The 15,417-nt window shown below is 68.8% G+C and carries 7 protein-coding genes; all 7 read right to left on the bottom strand.

Annotation, left to right across the window (positions count from 1 at the left end; all coding sequences use genetic code 11):
• Positions 1 to 16: 16 nt before the first annotated feature.
• The 7 genes from malQ to IAI58_RS12475 all read right to left on the bottom strand — a co-directional run bounded on the left by malQ (position 17) and on the right by IAI58_RS12475 (position 15,275).
• Entirely contained in the window at positions 17 to 2,053 is a 2,037-nt protein-coding gene (malQ, locus tag IAI58_RS12505; protein WP_207445471.1) for a 4-alpha-glucanotransferase, read from the bottom strand.
• Positions 2,050 to 3,834, bottom strand: coding sequence for a malto-oligosyltrehalose trehalohydrolase (treZ, locus tag IAI58_RS12500; RefSeq protein ID WP_207445472.1), 1,785 nt, complete (start codon positions 3,832 to 3,834; stop codon positions 2,050 to 2,052). Before treZ ends, malQ begins: the two co-directional genes overlap by 4 nt.
• Positions 3,831 to 5,957, bottom strand: a complete 2,127-nt coding sequence (gene glgX, locus IAI58_RS12495; protein WP_207445473.1) for a glycogen debranching protein GlgX — start codon at positions 5,955 to 5,957, stop codon at positions 3,831 to 3,833. The genes treZ and glgX overlap by 4 nt, the downstream gene beginning before the upstream one ends.
• 7 nt (positions 5,958 to 5,964) lie before the next feature.
• A complete protein-coding gene (gene glgB / locus IAI58_RS12490; RefSeq protein WP_207445474.1) occupies positions 5,965 to 8,130 on the bottom strand; it encodes a 1,4-alpha-glucan branching protein GlgB in 2,166 nt (721 codons plus the stop codon).
• Positions 8,123 to 11,425 (bottom strand): maltose alpha-D-glucosyltransferase, encoded by a 3,303-nt coding sequence (treS, locus tag IAI58_RS12485; protein WP_237182205.1) that lies wholly within the window; start codon positions 11,423 to 11,425, stop codon positions 8,123 to 8,125. Before treS ends, glgB begins: the two co-directional genes overlap by 8 nt.
• Before the next feature lie 2 nt (positions 11,426 to 11,427).
• On the bottom strand, positions 11,428 to 14,526 hold the full coding sequence (locus IAI58_RS12480; RefSeq protein ID WP_237182206.1) for an alpha-1,4-glucan--maltose-1-phosphate maltosyltransferase: 3,099 nt from the start codon (positions 14,524 to 14,526) through the stop codon (positions 11,428 to 11,430).
• A gap of 107 nt (positions 14,527 to 14,633) precedes the next feature.
• Positions 14,634 to 15,275 carry a PA2169 family four-helix-bundle protein gene (locus IAI58_RS12475; RefSeq protein ID WP_207445475.1) on the bottom strand — a complete coding sequence of 214 codons (642 nt, stop codon included), beginning with the start codon at positions 15,273 to 15,275 and terminating at the stop codon, positions 14,634 to 14,636.
• Positions 15,276 to 15,417: the final 142 nt, after the last annotated feature.

The following is a 15,417-nucleotide window of genomic DNA, read 5'->3' as shown; positions in this document are numbered from 1 at the left end:
GTAAAGGCACGGCGCGCTACTCCGCGCGCCGGGCCCGGGCCAGGCCGCGCAGGCGGCGCTCCACCGCCGGGTCGGCCAGCATCCGGTCCACCGGCTGCGGGAAGCGGCGCCGCCAGTTGGGATGCTGGTCGGTGGTGCCGGGCAGGTTGGGCTGTTCCACCGCCGCCAGGGCATCCTCCAGCGGCAGCAGGGCCAGCTGGCAGGCGGCGCGGCCGATATGCGCGGCGGCGGCATCGGCTACCGTGGCGCCATCCTCCTTCTCCGGTAGCTCGCCCTGCGCCACGCCAGAGGCGCGGAAGGCGGACCATAGCGCGCGGCGCTCAGCCTGCCGGTTCTCCTCCTTCTCCAGCGGCTTCAGGTCCAGCTTCCGCCGCCACTCCATGTCGCGCCCCTCCCACCAGCCGGCGACGGTGGCGAGGTCGTGGGTGGAGGTCATGGAGACGGCGCCGGTTGTCCATTTCTGCGGCGCGGTGAAGCGCTTGCCCTGCTTCTCGAACCACAGCACGCGCATGCCGGCGAGGCCCGCCTTCTCCAGCCGGGGCCGGAACCCGGCGGGAACGGTGCCGAGATCCTCGCCGATGACGATGCCCTGGTTCAGGTGTGACTCCAGCGCCACCAGCCGCAGCATGTCCTCCAGCGGGTAGCGCAGATAGGCGCCGTCGCGGGGGCTGGCGCCCCCTGGCACCAGCCAGAGGCGGCGCAGGCCCAGCACATGGTCCAGCCGCACGCCGCCGGCATTGCGGAAGGCGGCGGCCAGCATTTCCCGGAACCCCGCGAAGCCGGACATGCGGAGCCCCTGTGGCGAGAAGCTGGTGATGCCCCAGCCCTGGCCGCGCGCGTTGAAGAGGTCCGGCGGCGCGCCGATCTCGACCTGCTGCAGGATCTCCGCCTGGCGGCTCCAGGCATCGCTGCCGCCGCCATCGACACCGACGGCGAGGTCGGCGATCAGGCCGATCCGCATGCCGCCCTGGCGCGCGGCGCGCTGCGCGGCGGCGAGGCCGCGATCGGCCAGCCATTGCAGGAAGGCGTGGTACTCGACCTCCGCCGCGTTCTCCTCGGCGAAGCTGGCAACGGCGGGGCTTTCGGGGTCGCGCAGCGCGGCCGGCCATTCGCGCCAGTGCCAGCGGCCATCGGCGAATTGCCGGGCGTGCAGCGCCTCGAAGACGGCGTGGCGTTGCAGGGAGGCGCCGCCCTCCGCCCGGAAGGCATCGAAAGCCTCGCGCGAGGACTGCGGCGCGCTGCGGGTGAAGGCTTCATAGGCATCGCGCAGCAGGGCGATCCGGGCGCGGGCGGTGGCGGGCCAGTCCACCAGCTCCAGCGCCTCCAGCCGCTCCAGTTCGGCGGCCAGCTCGGGCGGGGGGGCAAAGGGCTCGCCCAGGATGTCGCCGCGCGCCGCGTGCCGCACATCCAGCCGGGCGCGGGAGGAAGGGGCATAGGGGCTGAAGCGGCTCGGATCGGCCGAGAACTGCGCATGCACCGGGCTGATGGCGATGGCATCGGCCCCCAGCGCGGCCGCGGGACCGGCGAGGCCCTCCAACGCGGCATAGTCGCCCACGCCCTGGGGCGTGCCGCGCCGCAGGGAATAGATCTGCGCCGTTAGTCCCCAGGCGCGGCCTTCCGGGCAGGCGTCGGTGATGCGGTGGCCATGCTCGGGGGCCACCGCCAGCACCAGCTGCCGCGCGCCGCATTCCAGGGTGTAGTAGCCGGGCGTGGTGGGCGCGGTGATGCGGGCGCCGCCCGGCATGGCTTCGGCCTCGCCCTCGGCGCCGGTGCCATCGGCGGCTTCGATGCGGTAGCGGCCGGGGGCGATCCTCAGCGTGACGGGCGCGCCGGCCTCGGCCGTGACCAGGGGCGGGCGCAGCCCGCGCGTGGCCTGGCGATGCGCGGCCAGGCTTTCCTTCACCTGCGCGTCACTGGCGGCGGGCAGGCCCAGCGCGCCCAGCAGCACGCGCAGCGCATCGGGCTCCACCGTCATTGGCTTGCCGGCGGCATCGCGCCATTCGGCCATCAGCCCGGCGGCGCGCGCCAGGCTTCGCAGCGCGGCGTCACTCACCACAGGGTCTCGGCGATGCGGGTTTCGGTGGCCAGCCAGGCAATGGCGCCGAAGCCGCCCAGGCCCCTGGCTTCCAGCGCGGCCGCCAGCCCGCCGCGCGATTCGGCCAGCAGGGTGCCGGGGCCGGTGGGGCAGGGGACGGAATCCGGGCCGAACTGCGCGGCGATGGTCAGCACCGCGCCATCGCCCAGGCGCCACTGCACCCGCACGCCTCTCTCGCCCAGCGTCTCGGCGGCGAGCGAGGTGGTGCCATCCAGCCGCTGCGCCAGCCGCTCCCGCCGCTGGCGCAGCAGGGCGGCGACGAATTCCTCGACCTCGACGTGCCGGGGGTCCATGCGCTCGGCCGGGTCGGGGCGGCTCATGGTGAAGGTGGCGGGGTCGTTGGGGTCCGGGATCTTCTCCCGCCGCGCCGGGTCGGCGAAGGCGGGGAAGCGGGCGAATTCCTTCCGGCGCCCCTCCCGCACGGCTTCCGCCAGCCCATCATCGGTGAAGCCGGTGAAGAAGAGGAAGGGGCGCTTGCTGGCCCATTCGTCGCCCATGAAGAGCATGGGGATCTGCGGCGAGAGCAGCAGCAGCAGCAGCGCCGCCCGCACGCCCTCGGGCGGGGCAATCTGGGCGATGCGCTCGCCCATGGCGCGGTTGCCAACCTGGTCATGCGTCTGAAGCGCGTTGACGAAGGCGCTGGGCGGCAGATGGGCGCTGGGCTTGCCGCGCTGGTGGCCGAGATTCTTCGAGATCTGCCCCTGGTAGACGAAGCCGGAGGAGAGCGCGCGGGCCAGCTTGTCCGCCGTATCCTCGGCATAGTCGATGTAATAGGCGTCGTGCTCGCCGGTCAGCAGGACGTGCAGGCAATGGTGGAGGTCGTCGTTCCACTGCGCGTCGAAATGTGCTTCCAGCAGCATGGCGTCGTTGCGCTCGTTCTCCAGCACCAGATGCACATGGCGGCCCGCGGTGGCCTCGCGGATGCGGGCGGAGAGCTCGGGCAGGAAGCTGTCATCCTCGATGGCATGCACGGCATCCAGCCGCAGCCCATCGAAGCGGTATTCCGCCAGCCAGTAGAGCGCGTTCTCGATGAAGAAGTCGCGCACCTCGCGGCGGGTGAAGTCGATCGACTGGCCCCAGGGATTGGCCTTGTCCTGGTGGAAGAAGGCGGGGGCGATCGCGCCCCAGTAGTTACCGGAGGGGCCGAAGTGGTTGTAGACGACATCGAGCATGACCGAGAGGCCATGGCCATGCGCCGCGTCCACCAGTGCCTTCAGGTCGTCCGGCGTGCCGTAGGTCTCGTCCGGCGCATAGGGCAGCACGCCGTCATAGCCCCAGTTCCGCAGGCCGGCGAAGGCATTCACCGGCATCAGCTCGACGGTATTGACGCCCAGCGCCGCCAGCCGCGGCAGGTCGTCGATGATGCCGCGGAAACCGCCATAGAGACCGGCATGCAATTCATAGATGACGGCGCGCGGCCAGGGCTGGCCCTTCCAGTCCGGCTGCTGCCACTGATAGGCGCCGTGGTCCACCACCAAACTCCAGCCATCCACGTCGCCATGCTGGGCGCGGGAGGCAGGGTCCGGAACTTCCATCCCATCACCCAGGCGATAGCGGTAGCGGGCGCCGGGCGGGGCCTCGGCCTCCGCCTCCCACCAGCCATCCGCGCCCCGGTGCATGGGGATGTCGTCCTGCCCCTGACGCAGCAGCGTCAGGCTGTCCTGGCCAGGCGCCCAGAGGCGGAATCGGGCCTTGCCGCCGCCGGTGGGGATGGCCCCGAAGGAGAAGCTGGTGGTCATGCCGGGTCCGCATCCTCTTGCCCGACGAAGGCCACCAGCAGCCGGGCGGACTGCCGCTCCACACGCTCCGTCGCGCGTTGGACAACGCGCGCCTGGGCCTTGGGTTCCGCGCTGTCCAGCACCATCCGCCAGTGCGTGCCGCCGGGCAGTGCCGGCCGGGGCAGCGTGAAGAGGCGCGCCTCGGGCGAGCCGTTTACCAGCAGCAGCGTGACCTCCACGCCGCCCTCGACGGCGGCGGCGCGGCGCATGGCCAGCACGCGCCCTTCCGCGTCGCCCCAGACTTCCGGGCGCATGGCCGCCCCATGCTCGTCGAACCAGGCGAGATCGGCGACGCCGGGCAGCGGCATGTCCTGGCCGTGCAGGAAGCGGGCGCTACGCAGGGTGGGATGCGCGCGGCGCAGCGCGGCGGCCCGGGCGAAGAACTGCGAGAGCTCGATGCCGTCCTCGCTCGCCGCCATGCTCCAGTCAAACCAGGAGATGTCATTGTCCTGGCAATAGGCATTGTTGTTGCCCTGCTGCGTCCGGCCGAACTCATCCCCACCCAGCAGCATGGGCGTGCCGTGGCTGACCAGCAGCGTCATCAGCATGGCGCGCTTGATCCGCTCCCGCTGCGCCAGGATGACGATATCCCGGGTCGGGCCCTCCACGCCCCAGTTGGCGGAGAAATCCTCGTCATGGCCGTCGCGGTTGTGCTCGCCGTTGCGCAGGTTGTTCTTCTCGGTGAAGGAGACGAGGTCCTGCAGCGTAAAGCCGTCATGCGAGGAGACGAAGTTGATGCTGGCCCAGGGCCGGCGACGGCGGCGGTCGAACAGTTCGGATGAGCCGGCGAGGCGGGCGGCAAGATCGGGCCGCGCGCCGGCATCACCGCGCCAGAAACGGCGGATGTCGTCGCGGAAGCGATCGTTCCATTCCGAGAAGCCGGGCGGGTGGTTGCCGAGCTGATAGCCGCCCGGGCCGATATCCCAGGGCTCGGTGATGAGCTTCAGCCGCGACAGCACGGGGTCCTGCCGGATGGCGTCGAAGAAGCCGGAGCCGGGATCGAAGCCCGTGCCCTCCCGTCCCAGGGTGGTGCCGAGATCGAAGCGGAAGCCGTCGACGCGGAAGGAGGTGGCCCAATAGCGCAAGCTGTCCATCACCATCTGCAGCACCCGGGGGTGCGAGAGGTTGACGGTATTGCCGCAGCCGGTCTCGTCGATATAGCGCCGCTCGTCGCCGGGCCGCAGGCGGTAGTAGCTGGCATTGTCGATGCCGCGCCAGGAGAGGGTGGGGCCCATCTCATCGGCTTCGCAGGTGTGGTTGTAGACAACGTCCAGGATCACCTCCAGGCCCGCGGCATGCAGGCGGCGGATGGCGACGCGGATCTCATCCGTCGAGCCCTGGGAGAGGTAGCGTGGCTCCGGCGCGAAATAGGAGAGGGGGGAATAGCCCCAGTAGTTCCTCAGGCCCTTCTCCACCAGGAAACGGTCCTGCAGGAACGCCTGCACCGGCAGCAGTTCCACCGCCGTGACGCCGAGCTTCTGGAGGTGCTCGATGACCCGCGGGTCGGCCAGTGCCGCGAAGGTGCCGCGCTCCCGCGGCGCCAGGTCGTCGCGCAACACCGTGAGGCCGCGCAGATGCGTCTCGTAGATCAGCGTGCGGTCCCAGGGCACGGCGGGCGGGCGGTCGTCGCCCCAGTTGAAGGCGTCGTCCGTGACGATGGCCTTGGGCATGGCTGCCGCGGAATCCCGCCGGTCAAAGCTGAGGTCGGTGCGGCCGGTATGCGCGCGGTAGCCGTTGAGCGCATCCGTCCAGCGCAGGCTGCCCTGCAACTGCCGGGCGTAGGGGTCGAGCAGCAGCTTGTTGGGATTGAAGCGGTGCCCATGTTCCGGCCGGTACGGACCATAGGCGCGGTAGCCATAGATCAGGCCGGGCCGCACCTCCGGCAGATAGCCGTGGAAGACCTCGTCCGTGCATTCCGGAAGTTCGAGCCGCGCGACCTCCTTCCGGCCGGCGGCATCGAAGACGCAGAGTTCGACTTTCTCCGCATGGGCGGAGAAGAGGGCGAAATTCACCCCCAACCCGTCCCAGGTGGCCCCAAGTGGATCGGGCCTTCCCGGCAGAAGCCGGTCAGCAAGCAATGGCAAAACCGAATTACCCCGCAGGCGTCAGGATGATCGTGGCCAGCGGCGGCAGGGTCAGGGTCAGGGACGCCGGATGGCCATGGGAGGCTTCCTCGGCCCCCCGCACCAGGCCGCCATTGCCCAGATTGCTGCCACCGTAGATGGCGGCGTCGGAGTTGAAGATCTCCTTCCACTCGCCCGCCACGGGCACGCCGACGGTATAGCCTTCCCGCGGGACCGGCGTGAAGTTGCAGACCACCAGCACCGGCGTCTCGCCCTCCTCGCCCATGCGGATATAGGCGAAGACGCTGTTGGCGGCGTCATCGATGACCGACCAGGCGAAGCCTTCCGGCGAGCTGTCCCGCTGATACAGGGCGGGGATCTGCCGGTAGAGCCGGTTGAGGTCGCGCACCAGGCGCTGCACGCCGGCATGGCGCGGGTCGTCCAGCAGGTACCAGTCGAGGCCGCGGTCGTGGTTCCATTCCCGCTCCTGCGCGATCTCTCCGCCCATGAAGAGCAGCTTCTTGCCGGGATGGGTCCACATGAAGCCGAAATAGGCGCGGAGATTGGCGAATTTCTGCCATTCGTCGCCCGGCATCTTGCCGAGCAGGGAGCCTTTCCCGTGTACCACCTCGTCATGTGACAGCGGGAGCATGAACTTCTCGGAGAAGGCATAGACCAGGCCGAAGGTCATCTCGCCATGGTGGTGGCGGCGATAGAGCGGGTCGGTCTGCATGTAGTGGAGCGTGTCGTGCATCCACCCCATGTTCCATTTGAAGTCGAAGCCGAGCCCGCCCTCATCCGCCTTGCGGGTGACGCCCGGGAAGGCAGTGCTCTCCTCCGCGATCAGCAGGCGGTCCGGGCAGCGCTGCTGGATGACGCGGGAGAGTTCCTGCAGGAAGGCGATGCTCTCCAGATTCTCGCGCCCGCCATAGATGTTGGGCACCCATTCGCCTTCGTTGCGGCTGTAGTCGCGGTAGAGCATCGACGCCACGGCGTCGACGCGCAGCCCGTCCACGCCGTAGCGTTCCAGCCAGTGCAGCGCGCTGCCGATCAGCAGGTTCCGCACCTCCCGCCGGCCAAGATTGTAGATGAGGGTGTTCCAGTCCCTGTGGAAGCCTTCCTTCGGGTCGGAATGCTCGTAGAGCGGCGTGCCGTCGAACATGGCGAGGCCGTGCTGGTCGGACGGGAAATGCGCCGGCACCCAGTCCAGGATGACCCCGAGCCCCGCCTCATGGCAGCGCTGCACCATGCGGGCGAAATGCTCGGGGGGGCCGAAGGGCGCATGCGGCGCGAACTGCCCCAGCGGCTGGTAGCCCCAGGAGCCGCCGAAGGGATGCGCCATGATCGGCAGGAACTCGAGATGGGTGAAGCCCATCTCCACGGCATAGGGGATAAGCTTGTCGCCCAGCTCCTCCCACCCCAGCGCCATGTTGCCGTCGCCGCGCGCCCAGGATGAGGCGTGCACCTCATAGACCGAGATAGGCTCGACGACATGGTTGACCGGCCGGCTGCGGCGCGGCGGCACTGGGATGGCAGCGACATCGGCCACCACGGAGGCGGTGGCGGGCGGCGGTTCCACCTGCCAGGCGAAGGGGTCGGATTTCAGCGGCAGCAGATTGCCCTGCGGGCCCAGCAGCTCGTATTTGTAGACGGCGCCAGGGGCGAGGCGGGGGATGAACAATTCCCAGATCCCGGCCTCATACCGCTTCCGCATGGGGTTGCGGCGGCCGTCCCAGGAGTTGAAATCGCCGACCACCGAGACGCGCCGCGCATTCGGCGCCCAGACCGCGAAGCGGACGCCGGGGGCGCCGTCGATGGTCATGGGCTGGGCGCCAAGGCAGCTGGCGATATCCTGGTGCGTGCCTTCACTGAGCAGATAGAGGTCGAAGTCGCTTAGCAGCAGCCCGAAGGAATACGGGTCCTCCGTCTCCTGGATCTCGCCATTGCCCCAGTCGATGCGCAGCACATAGGGCCCGGGCGGGATCATGCCGGCGAAGAGCCCGGCCTCATGCACCGGGCGCAGCGTGGTGACCTGGTCGCCGCTGACGGCCTGCACGCCCATGGCACCGGGCATCATCACGCGCAGCTCCCGGCCATGCCCGGTCTCCTGCGGGCCCAGCACGGAAAAGGGGTCGCCATGGCGCGCCTCGACCAGGGCGGAAATGGCACCGGGGTCGAGATGCTGATCAGCCATGGTGAGCGTCCCTTTCGATGATACGGCGTCCCAGATCTTCCAGCCCTTGCAGCGGAATGCCGATCCAGCTTGGCCGGTTCGCGATCTCGTAGCAGACCTCGTACGCTGCTTTCTCGATCAGGAACAGGTGGAGCAGCGCGGATTCCGCCTCCGGCTGTGCCCAGCGCCGCGGCGCCGCGTCATGCACGGCGCGATAGGCCTCCAGGAATTCCTGGGCGGCACGGGTGCGGAAATTCTCCAGCATCGGCCCGCGCCGCTCCGCGGCAGCGCCGGAGGTGGCCGCCTGGCCTGTGCTGGCCGTCGCTACCGCGTAGTCGATGGAACGCAGCAGCCCAGCGACATCCCGCAGAGGAGAGGTCTTGGCGCGCCGCTGCTCCAGCGTCTTGGCGGGCTCGCCCTCGAAGTCGATGATATAGGCGTCGCCCTGCACCACCAGGACCTGGCCCAGATGGAAGTCGCCATGGATACGGGTGCGCAGCGCGCCGGGCGCGGCGGCTGCCAACCCGTCCAGCGCCGCCATCAGCTTTTCGCCGTTGCTGGCCAGCCAGGCGGCGCGGGCGGTATCCTCCTCCCGCTCCCAGGATCTGATCCGCGACAGGCCCTGAAGCGCCGCGGCGAGTTGCCTGCGCGCGCTCTCGGCCCAGCCGGAGACCTCCTCCTGCCCGGCCAGTTGCGGCGCGAAGGCATCGTCCTCCGAATCCTCGGCGAGCACGGCATGCATCTCGGCCAGGCGGCGGCCCAGCGCGGCCGCGAAGACGCTGTAGCCGGAGAAGGTGTCCTTCTGCTCCTCGGCCGAGGCCTCGGTCAGCGCCATGGACTCCACGGCGCGGTGCAGGAAGTTCAGGGTCCAGCCCCAGCCGTCGCCCTGGTTCCGCACGAAGCCCTGCACCACCACCAGGGTGCGCGGCGTGCCGTCCGGCGTGACGCGCACCACCTCGCCCAGCAGCGGCGCCGTCTGGGCGAAGCCGCGCTCGGTCAGGTAGCGGGTCATCTCCGTCTCCGGATTGATGCCCTCCGTCACGCGCCGCACCAGCTTCAGCACCGCGTTCTCGCCCAAGATCAGGGAGGAATTGGACTGCTCGGCGGAGAGACGGCGGATCTCCGCATCGCCTGGGATGGAGGAGAGGTCGAATTGCGAGGTCGGCAGGAAGCGGATCTCGCCCTGCTCCAGCGGGATGACCCTGCTTTCAGCCAGGTCGCGCAGCACGGCGAAGGGCATGGCATCCAGCGCGAAGGCGTCCGTCAGCAGGCCGATGCGGCGGCCGCGGCGGATGCGCGCCAGGGCGAGCTGCTGCGGCAGGGCCGCGCTGCTCTCATCTTCCCAGACCACGCCGAGGGGAAGGAAGTAGCGCGCGCGGCCGTCGCCGGCGGCGGCTTCCACCTCGGCCAGTATCATGTCGGCGGTTTCGGTCTTCAGCACTTCGGCGAAGGTCAGGACCGGTGCGGCATCGCTGCCCTTGCCGGAATACCAGCGTCGGCGGCCGAGATACTGCGGCAGGGCGTCATGCTCCAGCACGCGGCGGGGGGCGGGGGCCAGCACCTCCGTTAGACTGTTCCTCATGACGAGGGTGGAGAGTTCGGACATCGGCTCTGGGGCCGGTGTATGCCAGGTGGGCAAGGCAGCCTCCGTCGCCAAAAGGAACCAATAAAAGCCGTAATGCGGCAGCGTCAGCAGGTAGGTGAGCTGCCCGATCGGCGGGAAGGACGCGCCACCGATCAACTCCACCGGCACGCGGCCGGCGAAGGCCGAGAGGTCCAGCTCCACCGCCTGGGCGGTGCGGGAGAGGTTGCAGACGCAGAGGATGGTCTCGCCCTCGTATTCGCGGAGGAAGGCGAGGATCTTGCGGTTGCCGGGATAGAGATAGCCGAAGCTGCCGCGGCCGAAGGCCTTGTGGCGCTTTCGAACCGCCAGCATGCGCCGCATCCAGTTCAGCGGGGAATGCTGGTCGATGGCCTGCGCTTCGACATTGACCGCCTGGTAGCCGTAGATCGGGTCCATGATGGCGGGCAGCACCAGCGCCGCCGGATCGGCGCGGGAGAAGCCGCCATTGCGGTCGGGCGACCATTGCATGGGCGTGCGCACGCCGTCGCGGTCGCCGAGATGGATGTTGTCACCCATGCCGATCTCGTCCCCGTAGTAGATGACGGGCGTGCCGGGCATGGAGAGCAGCAGGCTGTTCATCAGCTCGATCCGCCGCCGGTCGCGCTCCAGCAGCGGCGCCAAGCGGCGACGGATGCCGAGATTGATGCGCGCGCGGCGGTCGGAGGCATAGGTCTCCCAGAGATAGTCACGTTCCTTGTCCGTCACCATCTCGAGCGTCAACTCGTCATGGTTCCGCAGGAAGATGGCCCACTGGCAGTTCTCAGGAATGGCCGGAGTCTGGCGCAGGATGTCCGTGATGGGGAAGCGGTCCTCCTGCGCCATCGCCATGTACATGCGCGGCATCAGGGGAAAGTGGAAGGCCATGTGGCATTCGTCGCCGTCGCCGAAATACTGCTGGGTATCCTCCGGCCATTGATTGGCCTCGGCCAGCAGCATGCGGTCCTTGGAATGCTCGTCCAGCGCCGCGCGGATGCGCTTCAGGATGACATGCGTGCCCGGCAGGTTCTCGTTATTGGTGCCGTCGCGCTCGATCAGATAGGGGATGGCATCCAGCCGCAGCCCGTCGATGCCGAGATCCAGCCAGAAGCGCATGACATTCAGCACTTCCTCCAGCACCGCCGGGTTGTCGAAGTTCAGGTCCGGCTGGTGGCTGTAGAAGCGATGCCAGAAATAGGCCTGGGCCACCGGGTCCCAGGTCCAGTTGGATTTCTCGGTGTCCAGGAAGATGATGCGCGTGCCTTCGTATTTCTGGTCGGTGTCGGACCAGACGTAGAAGTCGCGTTCCGGCGTTCCCGGCAGGGCGTTGCGGGCGCGCTGGAACCAGGGGTGCTGGTCGGAAGTGTGGTTGATGACCAGCTCGGTGATGACACGGATGCCGCGCGCATGCGCCTCCTCGATCAGGAGGCGGACATCATCCATCGTCCCGTATTCCGGGTGGACGGAGGTGTAGTCGGCGATGTCGTAGCCGTCGTCCCGGCGGGGCGAGGGGTAGAAGGGCAGCATCCAGATGGCATCGACGCCGAGTTCGGCGATATAGTCCAGCTTCTCGATCAGCCCGGGAATATCTCCGACGCCATCGTTGTTCTTGTCGAAGAAGGACTTGATGTGCAGCTGGTAGATGACCGCGTCCTTGTACCAGAGCGGATCTTCCGGCATGGCGTCGGTGACGGTGAGGATATTGGCGTCGGGCATGGTCAGGCCTTGTCGGCGGCGCGCAGGCGCCAGATGGCGAAGGGCAGTCCGGAATTGGGGTCGAGGCGGAGGTGGCGGTGTGTGCCTTCCCAGCGCTCCTCGTCGAAGCCGCCAGGCATCAGGTTCTCGACCGCCAGCGGGGCGCCGCCGGGCAGGCCCATCGCCCATTGCGGCAGTTCCATCCAGGTCTCCACCGCGTTGCGGGGGTCCATGGAGATGGCCACCAGCATGGCGTTCTCTCCCTCAGCCGTCTGCTTCACGAACAGCAGGATGTTCTCGTGCTGCGAGTTCAGGAAGGTGGTGCCGAGATGCGTGTGCAGCGCCGGATTTTCCCGGCGGATGCGGTTGAGCTCCGTGATCTCGGCCTTGATGTTGCCGGGGCGGTCGTAGTCCCAGACCTTGATCTCGTACTTCTCGCTGTCGAGGTACTCTTCCTTGCCCGGCTTTACCGGTGTGGCCTCGCACAGCTCGAAACCGTTATAGACGCCCCAGAGGCCGGAGAGCGTCGCGGCCAGCGCGGCGCGGATCAGGTGGCCGGGGCGGCCGGTCTGCTGCAGGAATTCCGGATTGATGTCCGGCGTGTTGACGAAGAAATGCGGGCGGAAGAAATCGCGCACCGGGGGCTGGTTCAGCTCCTGCAGATACTGCTGCAACTCCCACCGTGCGTTGCGCCAGGTGAAATAGGTATAGGACTGGCTGAAGCCGACTTTGGCCAGGCGATACATCACCTTGGGCCGCGTGAAGGCTTCCGAGAGGAAGACCACTTCCGGCGCGCGGGCACGCACCTCGCCGATCATCCATTCCCAGAAGGGCAGGGGCTTGGTGTGCGGGTTGTCCACGCGGAAGAGCTTCACGCCCTCCTTCACCCAGAAAAGCACGACATCGCGCAGCGCGATCCACAGCGCCGGCATGGAGGCGGGCTTGTAGAAATCGACGTTGACGATGTCTTCGTATTTCTTCGGTGGATTCTCGGCGTAGCGGATGGAGCCGTCCGGGCGCCAGTCGAACCAGTCCGGGTGGTCCTTCAGCCAGGGATGGTCCGGGGAGCACTGGATGGCGAAATCCAGCGCCAGTTCCATTCCGTTATCGGCCGCCGCCTTCACCAGCGCGCGGAAATCCTCCAGCGTGCCGAGTTCCGGGTGCAGCGCGTCATGGCCGCCGTCTTCGGAGCCGATGGCATAGGGGCTGCCTGGATCGCTGGGCTCCGCCGTCAGGCTGTTGTTGCGGCCCTTGCGGTTCTTCTGGCCGATCGGGTGGATCGGCGGGAAATAGAGCACGTCGAAGCCCATAGCGCGGATGGAGGGCAGGCGGGCGATCACGTCATGAAAGGTGCCGTGACGATCCGGGTCTCCGCTCTGCGAGCGTGGGAAGATTTCATACCAGGATGCGAATCCGGCCTCGCGGCGTTCCACCTCCAGCGGCAGCGGGGGCTCCTGGCGCACGCGGAAGGGACGCGCATCGGCGGCGCGCATGGCGGCGACGGTGCGCGGCAGGGTGAACAGCGCCACCGCCTGGTCATGCGTCGCGCCGGGCTCGTTCTCCAGCACCATGGCGAGGTCGCCGCCCTGGTCCGCCAGGCGCCCCGCGGCGGCCCGCAGCAGTTCCATTCCTTCCTGACGCTCCAGCGAGACATCGATGCCGGCGGCATGCTTCTTCGTGATCTCATCCACGAAGGCGGCATAGACATCGACCCAGGCTTCCACCGTGTAGAGGTGGCGGCCGATACGGTCGGGGACGAAGCTGGCCTGCCAGACATCGTTGCCGGCGGCCGTCATCGGAACCTCGCGCCAGGCATCCTCATCCGCGGGACGCCACAGCAGCCGGACGGCGATCTTGGTATGGCCGTCGGTGAAGACATCCGCTGTAACCGTCACCGCCTGTCCAACCGCCCGCTTCACGGCGAAGCGACCGGCATCCACGGCGGGGGCGATGTTCTCGATGGCGATACGCGGGGCCTCGGTCGCGTCCTCCGCGGCGGCGGTACCTTCCGGAAGTGGCAGGCGCACGGGCGAGGATTCATGAATGGGCACGATGCGAACCTCCGCGGGAGCCAGGAGCATACGGCCCCCGGTATCGAGCAGATCAGGCGGTAGGGTGCCGGGCCGGGACAGGAGCCCCAGTGTCTGGCTGGCTGCCAGCGGCCGCGGCCGGGTGAGGGAGGCATTGGCCACCACCAGGGCGCGGCCGGCCGCGCCCTGGCGCAGCAGCGCGACCGGCGCATGCGGCGCCGAGAGCAGGCGGCTGACCGTTCCCTGGGTGACTGCCGCAGACATGCGGCGTTCCTCGTTGGCGTGCCGGACCGCCTCGGTCAGATCGAGGCGCGGGGCGGTGCCCTCGGCGGGAAGCCGTGAGCCTCGGTGCACGTCGCCGACCTCCATCCCCGCCGGCAGAAGCCAGCCGGCGCCGGAAAAGGCGGCGAGACGTATGGCCCGGCGCAGTCCGCTCATGGCTTCCCGGCGGTCGCTCCAGCGGTTGGCCAGACGCTGGCCGCCCGGTAGTTCCGCCAGGGCCAGCAGAGGCAGACCGGCGGTCCATTCGGCGGCGCCCTGCTCCAGGACATCGGCCCATGGCAGCAGAGGTGCGGCGGCATCGAAGCCGGCTTCGGCCAGTCCCAGCTGGGGGCCGCTGACGCAGGCCACCAGCAACGCCTCGGGGCTGGCACCTTTCACGGCGGCCACGAGATTGTGAAGCACCTCGGGGCCGGTCCAGTCGGGCAGAAGGCAGAGAAAGCCTTCCACACCCTCCCCGGCAGCCTGGATCATCCGGCTTTCCCAGGTTTCCAGCCAGCGCTGCGCGTCGGGCGAGGCAGCCGGGCGGTGCAGTCCGGGGAAGCGCGGGTCAGGCGGCGCGGTGGGATCGGCGGCCCGCACCTCCGTCATCGGCATGGCCAGCAGCAGCCGTAGCCCGTGGCGCCGCGCCAGCCCGCTCATCCCGGGCAAGGGGTGGTCCAGGCAGAGGCTGTCGAAGCCCAGTTCCTTCGCCCGCCCGGCTGCCTGTTCCAGCATGGCGGGATCGGCGGGGGCGATGTGATAGATGGCGCCCGGCAGCAGCGGCGGGCGGGCAGGTGCGGCACCCCCGGCCTGGGTTTGCGGCGGCGTCATGTCCGGCACAGCCGGGCCGGGGAGGGACGGCAGCCATAGGGAATGGTCACGCTGATCCTCGTTTGCTCGCCATTATCTCTGGTGCGGCACGGCCCGGGGCTGGGCGTTCAGCGGCGTGGGCGCAGCAACCGGGCCGTCAGCGCCGAAACCGCCGTGACGACCACCGCCGAGAGGATCGGGTTGCTGGTGATGGGCCTGGTCAGCCGGTCGAAACGCGCCATGAAGGAAGTCCCGGCGGCGTGGGCGGGGGCTTCGTCTTCCTCCAGCATCGCTTCGTAGCGGTCGCCCGTGGCGCGCACCTGGCGGAAATGACGCTTCAGAAGCTGGCGCGCATCGGACGGCAGTTCTTCGGACAGCGCGTCGGCATAGGCGCTTTCCAGGATGGATTCACCACGCACCACCTCGCGCAGCACACGGGCGCGGCCACGGCCGAAGAGCTTGCCCTGCAGGTCCAGCACCACGCGATGCACGCCGCCGAGGGTGCTGCCCTCAGGCTGAGGCGTCACGCCGAGGCGCGTCAGAAGCTCGTCCAGCTCCTCCGCCATGTTGGCGCGTTTCTCAGCGAGTTCCGTGAACTCGATGCGGAGGAAACGATCGGAAGTCTGGCGGCGGCCGGTGTCATAGCCGCGCTGGCTGTCATGCAGATGCGCACCAAGCATTGCCAGAACTGCCTGCCGGCCGCTGGGGATGCCCTGTTCCATCCGCTTCTCTAGGCCAGAGACGATGGAGGCCGTCTTGGAATCCGTCATGGCGCTGTTCCCCTCGCTTCCTGGTCACGTCGGTCGCCGCGGCAGCTGCCGGCCGTGGCCCTGGCTGGGACAACGACGCAGAAGCGAAATCGTTGACGCGGCCGGAGCAGAAAAGCGGGGGCGTAACAGGGAGTGGCGCGCC

The organism is Roseomonas marmotae (assembly GCF_017654485.1).
Taxonomy (GTDB): domain Bacteria; phylum Pseudomonadota; class Alphaproteobacteria; order Acetobacterales; family Acetobacteraceae; genus Pseudoroseomonas; species Pseudoroseomonas marmotae.
The sequence above is the reverse complement of the archived record's forward strand: the minus strand, read 5'-3'. Positions and strand labels throughout refer to the sequence as shown.

Bases quoted from the DNA above. Each gene is read 5' to 3' on its own strand.
- treZ (WP_207445472.1), bottom strand. From the start codon at position 3,834: ATGACCACCAGCTTCTCCTTCGGGGCCATCCCCACCGGCGGCGGCAAG.
- IAI58_RS12480 (WP_237182206.1), bottom strand. From the start codon at position 14,526: ATGACGCCGCCGCAAACCCAGGCCGGGGGTGCCGCACCTGCCCGCCCG.
- treS (WP_237182205.1), bottom strand. From the start codon at position 11,425: ATGCCCGACGCCAATATCCTCACCGTCACCGACGCCATGCCGGAAGAT.
- glgB (WP_207445474.1), bottom strand. From the start codon at position 8,130: ATGGCTGATCAGCATCTCGACCCCGGTGCCATTTCCGCCCTGGTCGAG.
- IAI58_RS12475 (WP_207445475.1), bottom strand. From the start codon at position 15,275: ATGACGGATTCCAAGACGGCCTCCATCGTCTCTGGCCTAGAGAAGCGG.